Source organism: Campylobacter vicugnae (assembly GCF_002139875.1).
Taxonomy (GTDB): domain Bacteria; phylum Campylobacterota; class Campylobacteria; order Campylobacterales; family Campylobacteraceae; genus Campylobacter; species Campylobacter vicugnae.
This window is the reverse complement of sequence record NZ_CP018793.1, coordinates 963,807-979,913: the sequence shown is the minus strand read 5'-3', so window position 1 is coordinate 979,913 and position 16,107 is coordinate 963,807. Positions and strand designations below refer to the sequence as shown.

Genomic DNA, 16,107 nt, shown 5'->3' with positions numbered 1-16,107 from the left:
AAAAATGAGAGTATTATCAATATTTTTATTAACACTTTTGAGTTTTAGTTATTCATTTGGATTTATGGTTTGGAATGATAATTCTCAAAAGGAGATTAGAATATTAAAAGAGCTTGATATTGAGCCTAAATATGTTAATAATGAGTATTTTTTGTTATTAAAAAATAATAGAATGAATACAACAAAGCAAGAATTTATAAATACTATAACTAAAGAGTATAAACACGCAGCTATAATCAAAGATGTTTTAAAAGAGCGAAATGCTCCAGATTTTTTATTATATCTAGCTATTGTAGAATCTAAACTATCAAATAGAGCTACCTCTGGCGCTAAGGCAGCTGGAATTTGGCAATTTATTCCTAGTACCGCAAAACTGCATAATCTAGAAGTTGATAAATATGTTGATGAAAGACGCGATCCACTACAAGCTACGCATGCTGCTATTGATTATTTGGAGAGATTAAAGGATAGATTTGGTAAGTGGTATTTAGCAATTTTGGCTTATAATGCAGGTGAGGGCAAACTAAGTAGAGCTATAAAAGCTGCTGGTAGTGATGATATTAATATTTTATTAAATCCAAAGAAAAAATATCTACCACTAGAGACTAGAGATTATTTACGCAAGATTATAATGATGGCATATGTAGCAAATGATAGTGATTTTTTAATCTCAAAGGATAGCTCAATGCTAAATTCAGCTACATATATAGGCATTGAAAAAGTAGATATTCCAGGTGGAATTAGCCTACGTGATGTGGCATCTACTATAGGATTTAGCATAGAAAAATTAAGCCAATACAATACGCATTTAAGATATAGTTTTACCCCGCCAAATAGAGATAAATACTATATCTATATTCCAACTATTAAAAAAGAGGAATTTATAGCAAACTATAAAATAGGCCCAAAAACTAAAATTTACAATACCAAAAAGGGTGATACTTTTGAGATAATAGCTAAAAAGTTAAATATCAAAACAAGTGATATAAAAGAGTATAACAATATAAGTAAAATTAAATCTAATTATAAACTAGCAGTCCCAGCAAATGCTAAAACTATCTATGAATATGAGGTTAAAAAAGGGGATACGCTAGGCGCTATATCTCGTAAATTTGGAGTAGAAGTAGCAGATATTGTAAAAGCAAATAGTAAAACAAATATGAAATTAGCAATAGGAGAAAATCTTGTCATACCTCACTAAAATATCATTAATCGCATTAACAGCGTTAGTTTTTAGCGGATGTTCTGTAAGTAGTATTCCATATTTTGGTTCAGATTTTAATACTCAACCAAATACTAGTAAAAGCAGCCAAGAAGCAACAATGAGACCATATACCATAAATGGTAAAACCTACTACCCAACAGTAGTAGAAGTTGGCGATACAGCCACAGGTATTGCTAGTTGGTATGGGCCAAATTTTCACGGTAAGAAAACAAGTAATGGCGAAACATATAATATGTATGCTCTAACTGCAGCACATAAAACCTTGCCAATGAATACAATGGTTAAAGTTACAAGCTTGAAAAATGGCAAAACTACAACAGTTAGAATTAATGATAGAGGGCCATTTGTCGCTGGTAGAATCATAGATTTATCTAAAGCAGCTGCTACTGAGATTAGTATGATAGCTGATGGTACAGCTCCTGTTAAATTAGAAGTTATTGGATTTTATGGGCAGATTGAAACTCCAGCTAATAGAACAGCCAAAACACATACATATACAGGTGGTAATTTTATGGTGCAAATCGGTGCATTTAGACGCCTATCTGGAGCAAATACCTATAAAGCTCAATATAATAATACAAATGGAATTTATAAAACAACAGTTCGTGAGTATAGTTTAAATGGTGAGCCAATTTATAGAGTATTCTTAATAGGATTTAGAAGTGAAGCTGAGGCTCGTGATTTTATATCTAGTGGCCAGTTTAAAGGTGCATTTATAGCTAGAGATTAGGAAATATAATGATAAAAAAACAAAGAACTACAAAAGAGACTGATATTAGTTTAGAGATTGAAATTTATGGAAGTGGAAATAGTGATATAAATACTGGTATTGGATTTTTTGATCATATGCTAACTGCACTTGCAAAGCACTCTTTAATGGATATTAAACTTCATTGCAAAGGTGATTTGCATATAGATGATCATCATAGTGTTGAAGATTGCGGTATCGTACTAGGTCAAGCTATCAAGGAAGCTCTATATCCGCTTGATAAAGTAGAGAGATACGGCAATGCAGTTGTTGTAATGGACGAGGCTGCTGTGGAGTGTGCTTTGGATCTATCTAATAGAGCATTTTTAGTCTATGAGTCGCATATGAATCCAAAAATTGGAAGTTTTGATAGTGAGCTTGTGGAGGAGTTTTTTAGAGCGGTTGCGATGAATTCAGGTATTACATTGCATTTAATTAAACAAAGAGGAACCAACTCTCACCATATAGCAGAGGCTACATTTAAGGCTTTTGCCGTAGCGTTTCGCAGAGCAGTAGCTAAAAATGATAAAATAGGAATTCCAAGCACCAAAGGAGTATTATGATAGAGATAATATTTTTAGATGTTGATGGATGTATGAGCGATGGCGGTCTTTATAAAACTAATTCATCTGATGAATTTAAAAGATTTGATGTAAAAGATGGATTTGCCATACAGCAGTGGAACCGTATGGGTAAAATTTCGGCCATAATTACAGGTAAAAGCTCTCAAATAGTAGCCGATAGAGCAAAAGAGCTAGAGATTAAGTACTGCTTTCAAGGAGTAAGTGATAAACTTGCTAAGGCTAAAGAGATTTTAGAATTAGAAGGATTAAGTTTAGAAAATGCAGCAGCTATCGGTGATGATTTAAACGATATGAGATTGTTAAAAAATGTAGCTATTAGTTTTGCGCCAAATGATGCTTTTGAAGCACTTACTCCAGATATAAAATTAAGTAAAAATGGCGGTCATGGTGCAGTTAGAGAGATGATAGAGATTATCATTGATAGAGAAAATTTACGCGATGAGTGGATAGGGCGTTGGCTATAAAGATATTTTATTTTGTTGTGGCTCTTTTTAGTATGAGCGTGGTGGCTTTAATGTTGCAAAATCCATATGATCACACTCTTGAAGATGGCAATATAAAAGTAGCAAATATGCAAGCTGATGGAGTTGTAAGCTATGATATAAACGCAACTAATACATATGCTAAGTTTATATCAAGCAGCGTTATAGCCTATGATGATTATAATAAATTTATTAATCCAGATATAACCTTCATTCAAAAAGATACCCACAACATAAACGCCAATGAAGCTATATATAAAGATGATAATATAACATTTATTGGCGATGTAAAATATCTAAATTTAGTTACAAATTTAAGATATAACTCTAGTGAAATTTTATATGGAAGTGTTGAAAAAATTTTACTAAGCAATTACCCATTTGAATTGATACAAAATAGAGATAAAATATTAGGAAATAGCGTAATATACGAGCTAGATAGTAATCATATAACAGCAAAAGGAGTTAAAGGTTGGTTTTACAGATAATTAGAGCTTTTGTAGCTGTGGCGATGATTTATGGCTTTAGTTATGCAAATCAAGTAGAAGTAAGTGCTGATAGCTTCTATGCCGATGAGAAAGCAGGGCTTGGTGAGCTTGTAGGTAATGTGTTAATAAAAAAGGGCAAAAACGATAGACTAAATGCAAAAAGGGTCAAAATTTATTTTGATAAAAAACACCAACCCTATAAATATGAAGCTATAAGCGAAGCTAAATTTACTATATTGCTAAATGGTAAAACTTATAATGGCAGTGGAGATGTATTAACATATGAACCAAAAAATCAAACCTACATTTTAAAAGGCAATGCATTTTTACATGAGATTGATAGTGATAAAAAGATATTTGGCGATGAGATTATAGTTGAACAATTAAAAGGCATCTATAATGTCAAAAGTAAAGATAAAGAACCGGTTAAATTTATATTCCAGGTAGAAGATAAATGAGAATTGTTAGCGCAAAATTTTTACTATCAGCTCAAGGAATTGATGATTCACCTGAATTTGGCATAAGCGAGGTGGCATTTTTAGGGCGTAGTAATGTAGGTAAAAGCTCTATAATAAATGCCCTAACAAACCATAACGGCTTGGCTAAATCTAGCTCCACTCCAGGTAAAACGCAATTGATAAACTATTTTGAAGTAATAGTAGATAACGGAATAGAAAAAGTCCCTTTGATATTTGTAGATTTACCAGGTTTTGGATATGCAAAAGTTAGCAAAAGTATGCATAGCGCATGGCAAAAAAATCTAGATAAATATCTAAGACAAAGGATAAATATTAAAGCTTTTGTTCATCTTATTGATTCTAGACATGCTAGTTTAGAAAGAGATGAAAATTTAACTCTTTATTTAAATGAGTTTGTAAGAGCTGATCAAAGTGTATTAAATATATATACAAAATCAGATAAGCTCAATCAGAGTCAAAAATCAGCAGTACTAAAGATAGACCCAGCAGCTATTTTAGTCTCAAGTAGTAAAAAAACAGGCATAGAAAAAGCTACAAAAGCAATATATAATGCAGTATTTGGTGTAAAATGATAGAGTATAAAAAAGCAAGATTAAAAGATATAGCAAGTATGCAAATTTTGGTTCGCCCTGAGGTAGAAAATGGGGTGATTTTGCCTAGAAGTGATGATGAGATAGCTACTAATATTCGCTCATATACATTGGCTTTTGATGATGATAGGCTAATTGGATATAGCGCTCTTCATATTCACGCTTCAAATTTGGCTGAGGTTAGAAGTTTAATAGTAGATTCTAATTATAGAGGTAAAGGAGTTGGTAGCGGGTTAGTAAATGCCCTTTTAGACGAGGCTAGAGCCTTAGAAATAGCTCAAGTTTTCACCCTTACTTACAGGAGTGAATTTTTTAAAAATTTAGGATTTGTTGAGATCTCTAAAGAGAGATTACCAGCACAAAAAATTTGGGCTGATTGTATTAAATGTAAGCACTTTCCAGTATGCAACGAAATAGCACTAATTCAGAATCTTTAAGATTTAGCCTTTTTTGTATTTTTATTGTAGGTTATGAGATATTTAGTATTACGGCTATATTTTTACCTTCGTTAATTGGGATATTTTTTGCCTATTTGGTTATGCTTAGTGATGAGATAGAGCGAACACTTGGAACAAAAGATAAAAGATGGTATTTAAGCTTTGCTTTTTTGGTATTTGCTGAGCAGTTAAATGGATTTGAGTTTTGCTCTGTAATTTTGGCTTGGTTGTTATTTTATTATCTTATAAATGATTGGTTAAAAACTAATATCAAATGGAGAAAGCTATTAATTACCATCTATGTATTTTCTGGCTATATCATCACTCTTGGAGTAAGTAATATAGTATTATATGTATTAAATCAGCCTAGAATGAACTTAAGCTATGAATATTTGTTATATGGTGCGATAGAGTCTTTGATTGCTCTTGTGATATTTAGGGGGCGAATCTTATGAGAATGACTATTGTATATGGAATTATAGCCCTTGTGTGGATTATACTTCTTACTAGAGTTTATTATTTAAGTATTAAATCAAATGAATATTATGAACAAATTGCTGAAAAAAACGCTATCAAAACTGATTATATCGCTCCAGTTCGTGGTCAAATTTTAGATAAAAATGGCAAACCATTAGCGGTAAATAAGCTCGGATTTGAGATATCTATTAAGCCACATCTTAGGCGAAATATGAGTATACTTGATAATGAGATAAATTTTATTATCTCAATTTTTCCAGATTTAAATGCTACAAGGCTTAAAAGAGAGTATATTAAAAACGACTCCCCATATTCTCAAGATTTTGTAAATGTGGTTAATTTTTTAGATTATGATAGGGTTTTGCCTCACTTTGCTAGGTTAAATTTGCGTGATAATATCGATGTAAAGCCAGTATCTATTAGGCACTATCCATTTGGAAATTTAGCTAGTCATATCATTGGGTATGTAGGTAGGGCAAATTTAAAAGATATAGAGACCAATCCGCTCTCTAAACTTACTAATTACACTGGTAGAAGTGGGATTGAGAGATATTATAATGAAATTTTACAAGGTATAGAGGGGCAAAGAGTTACGAAGGTAACTGCACTTAATAAAATAGTAAAAGAGGTAGAATATATAGAACCAAGCAGTATAGATATCACTCTTACTATGGATTTAGAGTTGCAAAAGTATCTATATGAGGCCTTTGATAGACCAGCTGGTGCTGTTATTGTAATGGATGCTATAGATGGCTCTATTTTAGCAGCTGCGAGCCTTCCTGAATATGATCTAAATCAATTTGTAACCGGAATTAGTCAAAGCGATTGGAATGAGATGATGAATAGTCCAGACCATCCATTTACCAATAAGCTTGTAAATGCTCTTTATCCTCCTGGTAGCGTTGTTAAGATGGCTATGGGAATGGCATTTTTTGAAAGTGGCAAAATAGGACCTACTACAAAGCTACTTTGTGATCCATATTTTGAGCTAGGCGATAGAAAATTTAGAAACTGGAAAAATTACGGCTCTGAGATGATGACTATCGTAGAGGCTTTGCGTGATAGTTGTGATACATATTTTTATCGTGGTGCTTATAATGTAGGTATAGAAGTTATGGCTCCAGTGCTTAAAAAGTATGGCTTTGGTGTAAAAACGGGCGTAGATTTACCAAATGAATATATAGGCATAGTCCCAAATGCTCAGTGGAAAAAGGCTAGGCTAAATCAGCCATGGTATCAAGGTGATACGATAAATACAAGTATAGGTCAAGGTAGCTTCTTAGCTACTCCAATGCAAGTTGCTAGAGATACGGCTATATTTGCAATGGGATATGATATTACTCCGCATTTTATCAGTAGTATTGGTGGAGTAGAACAAGAGTGGATAGGCAAAGATATATTAACCCAAAAAGAAAAATCAGCCCTAAAATATATAAGAGAAGGGATGTATGCTGTAGCTAATGTCCCAGGTGGAACAGGCTTTAGAGTATTAAGCCCATCAAAGGTAACTATCGCAGCCAAATCAGGAACCGCTCAAGTAGTAGGTATCAGTCAAGAAGACAAAGAAAGAATAAAAGAGTCTGATATGGAGTATTATGAGCGCTCACATGCATGGATGACTGGATATGCACCATATGAGAATCCTAGATATGTAGTAACTGTATTAGTAGAACACGGTGCAAGTGGGGGCGGTGCAGCAGGGCCAATACTAGCTAGGATATTTGATAAGCTTGCTGATATGGGTTATATAGATGAAAAATATATTAAAAAAAGAAAATAATATAAAGGAGTTAAGTTGGATTTTACTACCTATTTAGCCATTGGGCTTTATTTTGCGATTCTTTTAGTTATTGGTCGTTTAGCTTATAACAAAAAGTCAAATTTAAATGAGTACTTGCTAGATAATCGATCTTTGGGTCCATTTATGACTGCACTTAGTGCTGGTGCTAGTGATATGAGTGGATGGATGTTGCTTGGACTTCCTGGTGCTTTATATCTTAGTGGTATTTGCAATGCTTGGATAGCTATAGGGCTTAGTATTGGTGCGTGGGCAAACTATAAATATCTTGCTAGCAGACTTAGAGTATATACTGAAATTTCAGGCGATAGTATTACAATACCAGACTATTTAGAAAATAGATTTAAAGACAAAACAAAAGTCTTACGTATAATCTCAGGAATTTTTATTTTGGTATTTTATACGCTTTATGTAAGTAGTGGAATTATTGCAGGAGGCAAGACATTTGAGAGCTTTTTTGGTTTAGATTTTGCTCTTGGTGCTGCAGTAACTCTATGTATAGTGGTATTTTATACATTTTTTGGAGGATTTAAGGCTGTATGCCTTACAGATGCGTTTCAAGGTATTTTGATGTTTTTAGTTCTTGTATTTATACCTTTAGTTGCATATTTTAGCATTGAAATTCCAGAAGGCTCAAGCTTTTTAACACTTTTAAATGAGTATAGTCACGCAGCAAATTATGACCATTTAAATATCTTTGCTGGACAGACATTTTTAGGTATTTTGGGGCTTTTGGCTTGGGGATTTGGTTATTTTGGTCAGCCACATATTATTGTGCGGTTTATGGCTATTAGAGATGCTAAAGAGCTTAGCTCGGCTAGACGCATCGGAATCTCGTGGATGGTTATTGGCTTAGTGGGTGCTATGGCTAGTGGGCTTATAGGTTTTGTATATTTTACACAAAATGGCATTACGCTATCAGATCCAGAGACTGTATTTTTAAAGCTTGGTGATACTTTATTTCATCCATTTATAGTAGGTGTGATTATCTCAGCAGTTTTAGCAGCCATTATGAGCACCATATCATCTCAGCTTTTAGTTAGCGCTAGTTCTGTTACTAGAGATTTTATCTTTGCTTTTTATAAGCATGAAGTAAGCGATAAAGCTCAGGTTTTAACTGGTAGAATCTCTGTTATAGCTGTTGCTGTGATTGCTACTATTATAGGATTTAATTCTAGTGATACAGTTCTTGGAGTTGTGGGTAATGCGTGGGCTGGATTTGGTGCGAGCTTTGGACCTGTGCTATTATTTAGCTTATATTCACGCCATATGAGTGCGTTATCAGCTCTAGCTGGTATTATCACTGGGGGTGTAACTGTTTTATTATGGATACTATTTGGGTTATCAAGTGTAGTTTATGAGTTACTTCCAGGATTTGTATTATCATCTCTTGTTATTTGGCTGGTTAATCGCTACAATAATATGCTCAAAAAGATGTCTCAAGAGCCAAATTTATCAGTAATTGATGATGAATTTAATAAAATGAAAGATAGACAAAATAGAATTTAAATTTGATATAAATTTAGATTTATGGAGTTGTTTTATATAGATTTAAGGAATTATTCTATATAATTCCAACTCCTATTCAAGTGGGTTTATAGCTCAGTTGGTTAGAGCATCCGGCTCATAACCGGATGGTCCCAGGTTCGAGTCCTGGTAAACCCACCACTTAATATCTTATATCTATTCAAATCCTTTTTTATTTATTCAATTTTATTGCCTATTTTTCATACTTAGAGAGAGTTTTCTAGTGCTGTTTTTTCTCAATTGATTTTGAAAAAATACTATTAATTCTCAAAAAATTTTACTACTAATTAAGTCACTACTATTTTAATAAGTCACTATTGTAGGAGTTATTATGGCTAATATTTCAAAGGCTTGTTTGAGCGATAAGGATATCGAGCTTTTAGAGATAAGAGATAAAAGGTATTTTGCTGTTGTAGGAAATCCTAAAGGGAGTAAGGTTTTTTAGTTTGCTATTTATGATAAAAAAGATTGAATTAGGTAAAATAAGAATATAATAAAATCAAAGTCCCAATATAAAAGGTTTTGCTATATGGATAATATAAAAGATACTAAACAATTATATATTTTTGCTGGAGTAAATGGGAGTGGCAAAAGCACATTTTACATTAATCAGCTTTTAAAAAATGATTTTTATGGTTATAGAGTAAATAGCGATGAGTTAGCAAAGGAATTAGGTAATTACGAAAGCTCATATATACAAAATAAAGCAGGTAAATTAGCTATTGCTATGAGAAATAAATTTTTAAATAGTGGTGCTAGTTTTAATCTTGAAACAACACTTAGTGGAAAAGGCATTGTTAGATTTATAAAATTGGCTAAAAACAAAGACTATAATATTACGCTTTTTTATATAGGCTTAGAAAATGTTGAAATATCTAAAAAAAGAGTAGCAATTAGAGTAAGCAAAGGCGGACATAATATAGACAATGAAACTTTAGAAAGAAGATTTGGACAGAGTTTTGATAACCTAAAAGAGCTACTTGGAGTATGCGATAAGATCTATTTCTATGATAACAATAGTGAAATTCTAGATGACAAAGAGCAAACTCTATCAAATGCCAAATTAGTAGCAGTTAAGCAAAATGGAGAATTTTTTACTATAATAGATAGTTATGCTAATGAAATTATTAATAAGTACAGAATGCAAAAAAAATATGAAAATACAAATAAATACAAAATTGACTTATTTAGGTGATTTATACTTTATCTTAATTTTAATTTCCATTTAATTGCCTTTATTTTTGGATTTATTTACACTGCTTGGAATACTTTGATTTATAGGTTTTGTCAGTTGATAAATATTTTGCCGATTTTTATCTCTTTGATTAATATTTTAGAATTTATGCTATTTTGAGCGTTATCTATATCTACTCTGTTGTTTGCTTGAGTTCTTTGATGGCTTGTATTTGGGTATCGCACTCTATAAAAACTTACAAAATGTATTTTACAAAATATAATTATATTTAACTTAATCTATTGACATCGTAAGAATATATGCTATATAATCCATCATAAAAATTTAAATATTCTATAAAACAGAAGCCTTAGAAAGGAAAATAGATGAATAAATATCCAGAAGTGTATAGCTTAAAAGAGAGCTTAGCTATACTTGATAAATATAAAGATGATTTAACTAAAGAGCAATATGAAGCTATAAGATCTAATATAGGTAGTTTTGCAATAGAAGGTATGTTTTTAAACCAAAGAAATATTATAGATAACATTAAAATTTTAAAAGGCGAGATGACGGCTGATGAAATAATCGCCGAATATAAAAAAGAGTGGGGAGTAAGTGATTTAAATAATTCAGACTTAGAACAAAATAGTAAAATAGAAAATTTATAAAGGAGAAAAAATGAGATATCCAGAAGTGCATAGCTTAGAAGAGAGCTTAGCTATACTTGATAAATATAAAGATGATTTAACTAAAGAGCAATACGAGCAAAATAAATCTATTATTTGTGGATTTGCTATTGAGAATATGTTTGCAAATGAAGAAGACATTATAAATCTCATAAAAGTAGATAAACAAGAAAAAACACCTGATGAAATAATCGCCGAATATAAAAAAGAGTGGGGAGTAAGTGATTTAAATAATTCAGACTTAGAACAAAATAGTAAAATAGAAAATTTATAAAGGAGAAAAAATGAGATATCCAGAAGTGCATAGCTTAGAAGAGAGCTTAGCTATACTTGATAAATATAAAGATGATTTAAATAAAGAGCAATATGAAGCTATAAGATCTACCATTTGCGGACACGCTATTGAAAATATGTTTGCAAATGAAAGAGACATTATTAATATGATAAAAATTGCAAAAAATGAAAAAACAGCTGATGAAATAATCGCCGAATATAAAAAAGAGTGGGGTGTAAGTGTTTAAATTTTTAGATGATGGTATCCCTAAAAATGATTTTGATAGATAGCTTTTAGATTCTAATTTAGTCCAATTAAAGGCAATTTTGACTATCAACATTTAAAAGATATACATAAAAAAACTTTTTGATGATGTATATACATTTGCTAGTCTTGATAGAGCAGATATTGGGCTAGATGGAGTATTTCTAAAGGGTAACCAACATTTTGTCCCAGGTAATGAATTAAAGAAATATTCTAAAATTATATTTGATGAATTAAAAGATAAAAATTTTTTAAAAGATTGTAAAGATATTGATAGCTTTGCTAAGGGAGCTTCAGAGTTATTAATGGAGATTAACGCACTTCATCCATTTCGTGAAGGCAACGGCAGAACACAAAGAATATTTATGAATGAACTTGCTAAAAATGCTGGATATGAAATGGATCTAAATTTAATAGAGCCACAAAAAATGATATTAGCCTCAAAACAAGCCTCACAGCTAAAACCGCAAATGTTAGAGAGATTAATCAAAGAAAATATAATCCAACTAACCAATAAGGAGAAAATAATGCAAACCGATAATATAGATAAAAATAACGAAACGAAATTAAATTTTTCTAAAGACGATTTAAATAGCATACAATATGCTTTTGCTTTAAATTCTTTCAACCTAGATAGAACGGCTAAAAATTTTCAAGATGTATCTATGCTTAGTGAGTTGATTAAAAATTCAGCTGGTGAAGGATATATAAAAGGAGAAGATGGTGGCGTTTCTGTTTTTCAATCTCTTATTGAGCTAGATAAAATAGTAAGAGAACAAAATGAAAAAAATGGAACATTTGCAACTCATAAAGTTAATTTTTCTATTAAGGCTGACGGAAAAGAGTATAAAAATTTTAATATATTTTTAGGTAGTGAGCCATCAGCTTTTAGTAAAGACTTTGATTATTTAATCGCCATAGGTCAGCCAGAGTTAGCAAAACAAGAAACTAAAATAAACAAGATGTTTAATTATATAAAAGACAAAACTCCAGACGGCAAGTATAAAAACATAATTGATAACTCATCTAAATTTGTTAAAAATACAATTAAATCAATAGCTGAAACAGTAGAAAGTTTAACAACTTTATCGCCCGAAGTTCAAGCCTTTATGAGAAGCTTTATTCAAAGTTATTTTAAAGATGAAAATTTGCAAAAGCAACAGCTAATCAATAATATTAATAAATTTAATTCAATACAAGAACAAAAGAGTATTAACAAAGAAAAACATAAGCCAAATTTAGAAGATATAGAAAATAAAGAAAAAGAGCTATTTTTAAAAGCACTTTCTAACACGACTAAAGATATGATGAAAAAAGATATCTCTTCAAAAGAAAAGCAATACACAAGAGATAATCATTCCAGTGATAGAAATATATAAAAATGAATTTGAATGCTTTTATAAAGAATTTGAAAAATCAATTAAATTAAATATAAAAAATTTAATTAAGAAAGGATATATTATGGACTTTAAAGATGAGAATGAATTTCTAAATTCAGCTAGGGGGGGGGGGATACTGATATTGCTCAAAAAAAGAAAGACAATCCCAAATAAAAAAGAATAGAAAATTTCAAAAGAAAAAAGACAATAACGATATATTTCACAGAAGAAGAGCACCACGATATTAGTCAAACAGCATTTAATATGAGCTTTTCTGCTTCAGCTTTTATAAGATATGCTATAAAAGAGAAGTTAGATAGTATTAAATCAAATAAAAGCTTTGGAAGCTAAATTTTAATAAAGAGTGGAATATAAAGGCATTTAAAAGATTCCTAAACTATTTTAAGATAGAATATGGCATTTAAAATGATGGTTGAAAATATGAAAATAACTGCGATAGATCTCTTTTGTGGTATAGGCGGACTCACTTATGGACTTGGTAAATCTGGCATAAAAGTCGTAGCTGGAATAGATTTAGATGAAAGTTGTAAATTTGCTTATGAGCAAAATAACAAAGTAAAATTTATACATAAAAGTGTTCGTGATGTAGATAGCAAAGAGATTGATGAATTATTTGGTGATACTGACATTAAAGTATTGGTTGGTTGTGCTCCTTGTCAGCCATTTTCAGCACATCAAAAAAATAAAAAAGATAGATCTTCTCATAAAGATTGGGGCTTGTTATATGATTTTTTAAGATTAATTGAACAAACTTCACCTCAAATAGTCTCTATGGAAAATGTTCCAGAGCTAAGAAAGGAGAGAGTCTTTGTCGATTTTGTTGACAGCCTAAAATTACAAGGATATAATGTAAATTTTAAGATTCACGATGCTAGCAATTATGGTGTCGCTCAAAGACGAAAAAGACTTTTGCTTTTAGCTTCTAAATTTGGAAATATTGATTTTGTAGAATCTCAAGAAAAAAAAATAACAATTAAAGATGTAATATTCACAGTTCCTAAAATTAAAGCTGGTGTATACGACAACAAAAAAGATAAGCTTCATATAAGCTCTATGCTTACAGATATAAATATTAAAAGAATAAAACAATCAAAACCAGGTGGTTCATGGCAAGATTGGGATGAAGAATTGCTACCAAATTGTTATAAAAAATCAAGCGGACAAAGCTATAAGTCGGTATATGGCAGGATGAGTTGGGATGATGTAGCTCCTACGCTTACCACTCAGTTTATAAACTATGGTACAGGAAGATTCGGACATCCTGAGCAAGATAGAGCCATATCTTTACGAGAAGGTGCTTTGTTACAGTCATTTCCAATAGAGTATAAATTTATAAATGAAGATGAAAAGGTAAATATGCGTAAAATAGCTAGGCAGATAGGCAACGCTGTTCCTCCAAAACTAGGTGAGCATATAGGAAAAAGTATTTTGAGACACTTAAAACAATATCAAGGATACACGGATGACACAAATTAATTTTTCAACTACAAATAATGCTGTTACTCATTTGGGTAGAAATTTATACAGCAGCACTCCCCCAGCACTGGCTGAACTTGTCGCAAACTCATACGATGCTTATGCAACCAAAGTTGATATAAAAATAGAAAAATCATATATAATTATCGCCGATAATGGTAAAGGTATGAGTATTGATGAGCTAAATAATAAATATTGTAAAATAGGCAATCCAAAACAATCAGAAGTCGCTATTAATGGTCTGCCTCAAAGAAAACCTATGGGTAAAAAAGGTATAGGAAAGCTTGCCACTTTTAGCATAGGTAATCAATATGAAATTTTTACGAAAACAAAAGATGATTCGCAATGGATAAATTTTATGTTGGATTACAATGAGATGCTTAAAAATGACCCATATGTTGCTAAGATTAGATTTCTAAATGAATTGCCTAGTGAATATTCTAATTATATGAATTTTGATTCAGGGTTTATAGTTAAAATTTTTGATTTAAGAAGAAAATTCACACAAACATCGGAATCAAATTTAACAAATCAACTATCAAAAAGGTTTTACTTAACTTCTAATGATTTTTCTTTAAAAATAGATAACAAAGATATAGAACTATCAAAAAATTCATATTATAACGATTTGCAACTTGTTTTATATTTTGGCTATAAAGAAGATGAAATTAAAGCTATTTTTAACAATGCTAATATAATAATAGAAGAATTTCAAGATAACGACACAAATATTTCTAGCTATATAAGAAATAACAAAATAAAAGGGTGGATAGGCAGTGTAGAAAAACCAAAAGATCTATCTAAAGACGGCAATGGAGCATTTGTAATAGCATATATGAATAATAAAATTGCCGATGAAAATATTTTTAAAAATAAGCCTGATGCAAGAATAGCTTCACAATATATAGTCGGAGAAATTCAAGTTGATTTTTTGGACACCGATAATGATCCAATAACGTCTAGTAGGCAAGGGCTTGATGAATCAAATAATGATGTAAAAATTTTTATTGACAATATGGATAAAATTAGAAGAAAATTTATTTCTAAATGGAATGATTTTAGAATGAGAAATGCTGTAGATACATTGCCAGAAAGAATTAAAAATAATGATAGTTATAAAGAATGGTTGAGCAAATTAACAGAGGATGAAAAAACAATAAATAATAAATTACTAAGTTTATTTGTTACAAGATTAAATGATGATAGTGAAATATACAGTAAAGAAGTAAATTCTATGATCACATCAATTGCAAATGTTGTAAATAATATCAGCATTGATGAAATAGATAAGGAGATCAATGAAATATCCGAAGATGCCAAATCTGTTTTTAGTCTTATGTCAAAATTTATGGAAAAGATAGCAAAAGCAGAACAAATACAAACTGCAGATATTATTGATCGTAGGCTAAAGGCTATAGATAGACTTGAAAAATTGATGAACGATTCAACAAGTACCGAAAAGATTTTTCAAGATCATTTATATAACAACCCTTGGTTAATAAATCCTTACTGGAATACTAATAACGATATAAATTTTGAAAGAATAAAAGAACAATATATAAAAATAAGAAGCGGAGATAAAGATAAAATCGGTCGTATAGATATATTGATAAAAGTGCAAGAAGAAAAATATCCTATTATAATAGAACTTAAGAAAAACAATCCAAAGGATCATGCATTGGTTACTTATTCAAGTTTATATGACCAAATCAAAAAATATAAACAAGGGGTAAAACAAAGTTTAACCGAACCAAATAAAGATGATATAAGACTTGAAGATATCAAGGCAATATGTATTATATCAGAATCTACTAGTACTGATGAGACAAACAGAATTAATATAACTTCAAGAGAATTTGAGAAATTAAAAGATGATAATATAGAGGTATATACATATGCTGAGTTGCTAGAAAAAGCAAAAAATATGTATAAGGAATTTATGGAAAATATTAAAAAAAGCAAAATAGTTCCTAGCTTATCTTAGGTTGGATATAT

The 16,107-nt window shown here is 30.8% G+C and carries 19 protein-coding genes and 1 tRNA gene; 19 read left to right on the top strand and 1 reads right to left on the bottom strand.

Annotation, left to right across the window (positions count from 1 at the left end; translation table 11 throughout):
• The first annotated feature begins 4 nt into the window (after window positions 1–4).
• The 13 genes from CVIC12175_RS05080 to CVIC12175_RS05020 all read left to right on the top strand — a co-directional run bounded on the left by CVIC12175_RS05080 (window position 5) and on the right by CVIC12175_RS05020 (window position 10,030).
• A complete protein-coding gene (locus CVIC12175_RS05080) occupies window positions 5–1,201 on the top strand; it encodes a lytic transglycosylase domain-containing protein (RefSeq protein ID WP_086302732.1) in 1,197 nt (398 codons plus the stop codon).
• Window positions 1,185–1,955 (top strand): septal ring lytic transglycosylase RlpA family protein, encoded by a 771-nt coding sequence (locus tag CVIC12175_RS05075; RefSeq protein ID WP_236861056.1) that lies wholly within the window; start codon window positions 1,185–1,187, stop codon window positions 1,953–1,955. Before CVIC12175_RS05080 ends, CVIC12175_RS05075 begins: the two co-directional genes overlap by 17 nt.
• Window positions 1,956–1,963: 8 nt before the next feature.
• Window positions 1,964–2,536 (top strand): imidazoleglycerol-phosphate dehydratase HisB, encoded by a 573-nt coding sequence (gene hisB / locus CVIC12175_RS05070; RefSeq protein ID WP_086315896.1) that lies wholly within the window; start codon window positions 1,964–1,966, stop codon window positions 2,534–2,536.
• The gene (locus CVIC12175_RS05065) at window positions 2,533–3,021 is read left to right on the top strand and encodes a KdsC family phosphatase (RefSeq protein WP_086248894.1); all 489 of its coding nucleotides are present in this window, start codon (window positions 2,533–2,535) and stop codon (window positions 3,019–3,021) included. The genes hisB and CVIC12175_RS05065 overlap by 4 nt, the downstream gene beginning before the upstream one ends.
• On the top strand, window positions 3,000–3,527 hold the full coding sequence (locus CVIC12175_RS05060) for a hypothetical protein (protein ID WP_152023634.1): 528 nt from the start codon (window positions 3,000–3,002) through the stop codon (window positions 3,525–3,527). The genes CVIC12175_RS05065 and CVIC12175_RS05060 overlap by 22 nt, the downstream gene beginning before the upstream one ends.
• Window positions 3,512–3,985 carry an LptA/OstA family protein gene (locus tag CVIC12175_RS05055; protein ID WP_335582301.1) on the top strand — a complete coding sequence of 158 codons (474 nt, stop codon included), beginning with the start codon at window positions 3,512–3,514 and terminating at the stop codon, window positions 3,983–3,985. The genes CVIC12175_RS05060 and CVIC12175_RS05055 overlap by 16 nt, the downstream gene beginning before the upstream one ends.
• Window positions 3,982–4,578: a ribosome biogenesis GTP-binding protein YihA/YsxC gene (gene yihA / locus CVIC12175_RS05050; RefSeq protein WP_086247179.1), complete on the top strand. Its 597-nt coding sequence runs from the start codon at window positions 3,982–3,984 to the stop codon at window positions 4,576–4,578. Before CVIC12175_RS05055 ends, yihA begins: the two co-directional genes overlap by 4 nt.
• Window positions 4,575–5,033 carry an N-acetyltransferase gene (locus CVIC12175_RS05045; protein WP_086247180.1) on the top strand — a complete coding sequence of 153 codons (459 nt, stop codon included), beginning with the start codon at window positions 4,575–4,577 and terminating at the stop codon, window positions 5,031–5,033. Before yihA ends, CVIC12175_RS05045 begins: the two co-directional genes overlap by 4 nt.
• Window positions 5,000–5,488, top strand: a complete 489-nt coding sequence (locus tag CVIC12175_RS05040) for a hypothetical protein (RefSeq protein ID WP_086315894.1) — start codon at window positions 5,000–5,002, stop codon at window positions 5,486–5,488. Before CVIC12175_RS05045 ends, CVIC12175_RS05040 begins: the two co-directional genes overlap by 34 nt.
• Window positions 5,485–7,290, top strand: coding sequence for a penicillin-binding protein 2 (gene mrdA / locus CVIC12175_RS05035; protein WP_086315893.1), 1,806 nt, complete (start codon window positions 5,485–5,487; stop codon window positions 7,288–7,290). Before CVIC12175_RS05040 ends, mrdA begins: the two co-directional genes overlap by 4 nt.
• 15 nt (window positions 7,291–7,305) lie before the next feature.
• Entirely contained in the window at window positions 7,306–8,817 is a 1,512-nt protein-coding gene (gene putP / locus CVIC12175_RS05030; RefSeq protein ID WP_086315892.1) for a sodium/proline symporter PutP, read from the top strand.
• 82 nt (window positions 8,818–8,899) lie between these two features.
• Window positions 8,900–8,976, top strand: a tRNA-Ile gene (locus tag CVIC12175_RS05025).
• A 388-nt stretch (window positions 8,977–9,364) separates the two neighbouring features.
• On the top strand, window positions 9,365–10,030 hold the full coding sequence (locus CVIC12175_RS05020) for a zeta toxin family protein (RefSeq protein ID WP_086302726.1): 666 nt from the start codon (window positions 9,365–9,367) through the stop codon (window positions 10,028–10,030).
• Between the two features lie 92 nt (window positions 10,031–10,122).
• On the opposite strand, the gene CVIC12175_RS08725 is transcribed toward CVIC12175_RS05020, so the two are convergent.
• Window positions 10,123–10,254, bottom strand: coding sequence for a hypothetical protein (locus CVIC12175_RS08725; RefSeq protein WP_257789264.1), 132 nt, complete (start codon window positions 10,252–10,254; stop codon window positions 10,123–10,125).
• A gap of 141 nt (window positions 10,255–10,395) precedes the next feature.
• Here CVIC12175_RS08725 and CVIC12175_RS05015 point away from each other — a divergent pair, with 141 nt between their 5' ends.
• The 6 genes from CVIC12175_RS05015 (at window position 10,396) to CVIC12175_RS04985 (ending at window position 16,096) form a co-directional block, all read left to right on the top strand.
• A complete protein-coding gene (locus CVIC12175_RS05015) occupies window positions 10,396–10,680 on the top strand; it encodes an antitoxin VbhA family protein (RefSeq protein ID WP_086302724.1) in 285 nt (94 codons plus the stop codon).
• Window positions 10,681–10,690: 10 nt separating this feature from the next.
• Complete coding sequence (locus CVIC12175_RS05010) at window positions 10,691–10,972, top strand: hypothetical protein (RefSeq protein WP_086302722.1); 282 nt, start codon at window positions 10,691–10,693, stop codon at window positions 10,970–10,972.
• 10 nt (window positions 10,973–10,982) lie between these two features.
• On the top strand, window positions 10,983–11,219 hold the full coding sequence (locus CVIC12175_RS05005; protein WP_086302720.1) for a hypothetical protein: 237 nt from the start codon (window positions 10,983–10,985) through the stop codon (window positions 11,217–11,219).
• Between the two features lie 100 nt (window positions 11,220–11,319).
• Entirely contained in the window at window positions 11,320–12,615 is a 1,296-nt protein-coding gene (locus CVIC12175_RS05000) for a Fic/DOC family protein (protein ID WP_335582312.1), read from the top strand.
• Window positions 12,616–13,029: 414 nt separating this feature from the next.
• A complete protein-coding gene (locus tag CVIC12175_RS04990; protein ID WP_236861054.1) occupies window positions 13,030–14,112 on the top strand; it encodes a DNA cytosine methyltransferase in 1,083 nt (360 codons plus the stop codon).
• Window positions 14,099–16,096 carry an ATP-binding protein gene (locus tag CVIC12175_RS04985; RefSeq protein ID WP_086302716.1) on the top strand — a complete coding sequence of 666 codons (1,998 nt, stop codon included), beginning with the start codon at window positions 14,099–14,101 and terminating at the stop codon, window positions 16,094–16,096. The genes CVIC12175_RS04990 and CVIC12175_RS04985 overlap by 14 nt, the downstream gene beginning before the upstream one ends.
• Window positions 16,097–16,107 lie beyond the last annotated feature (11 nt).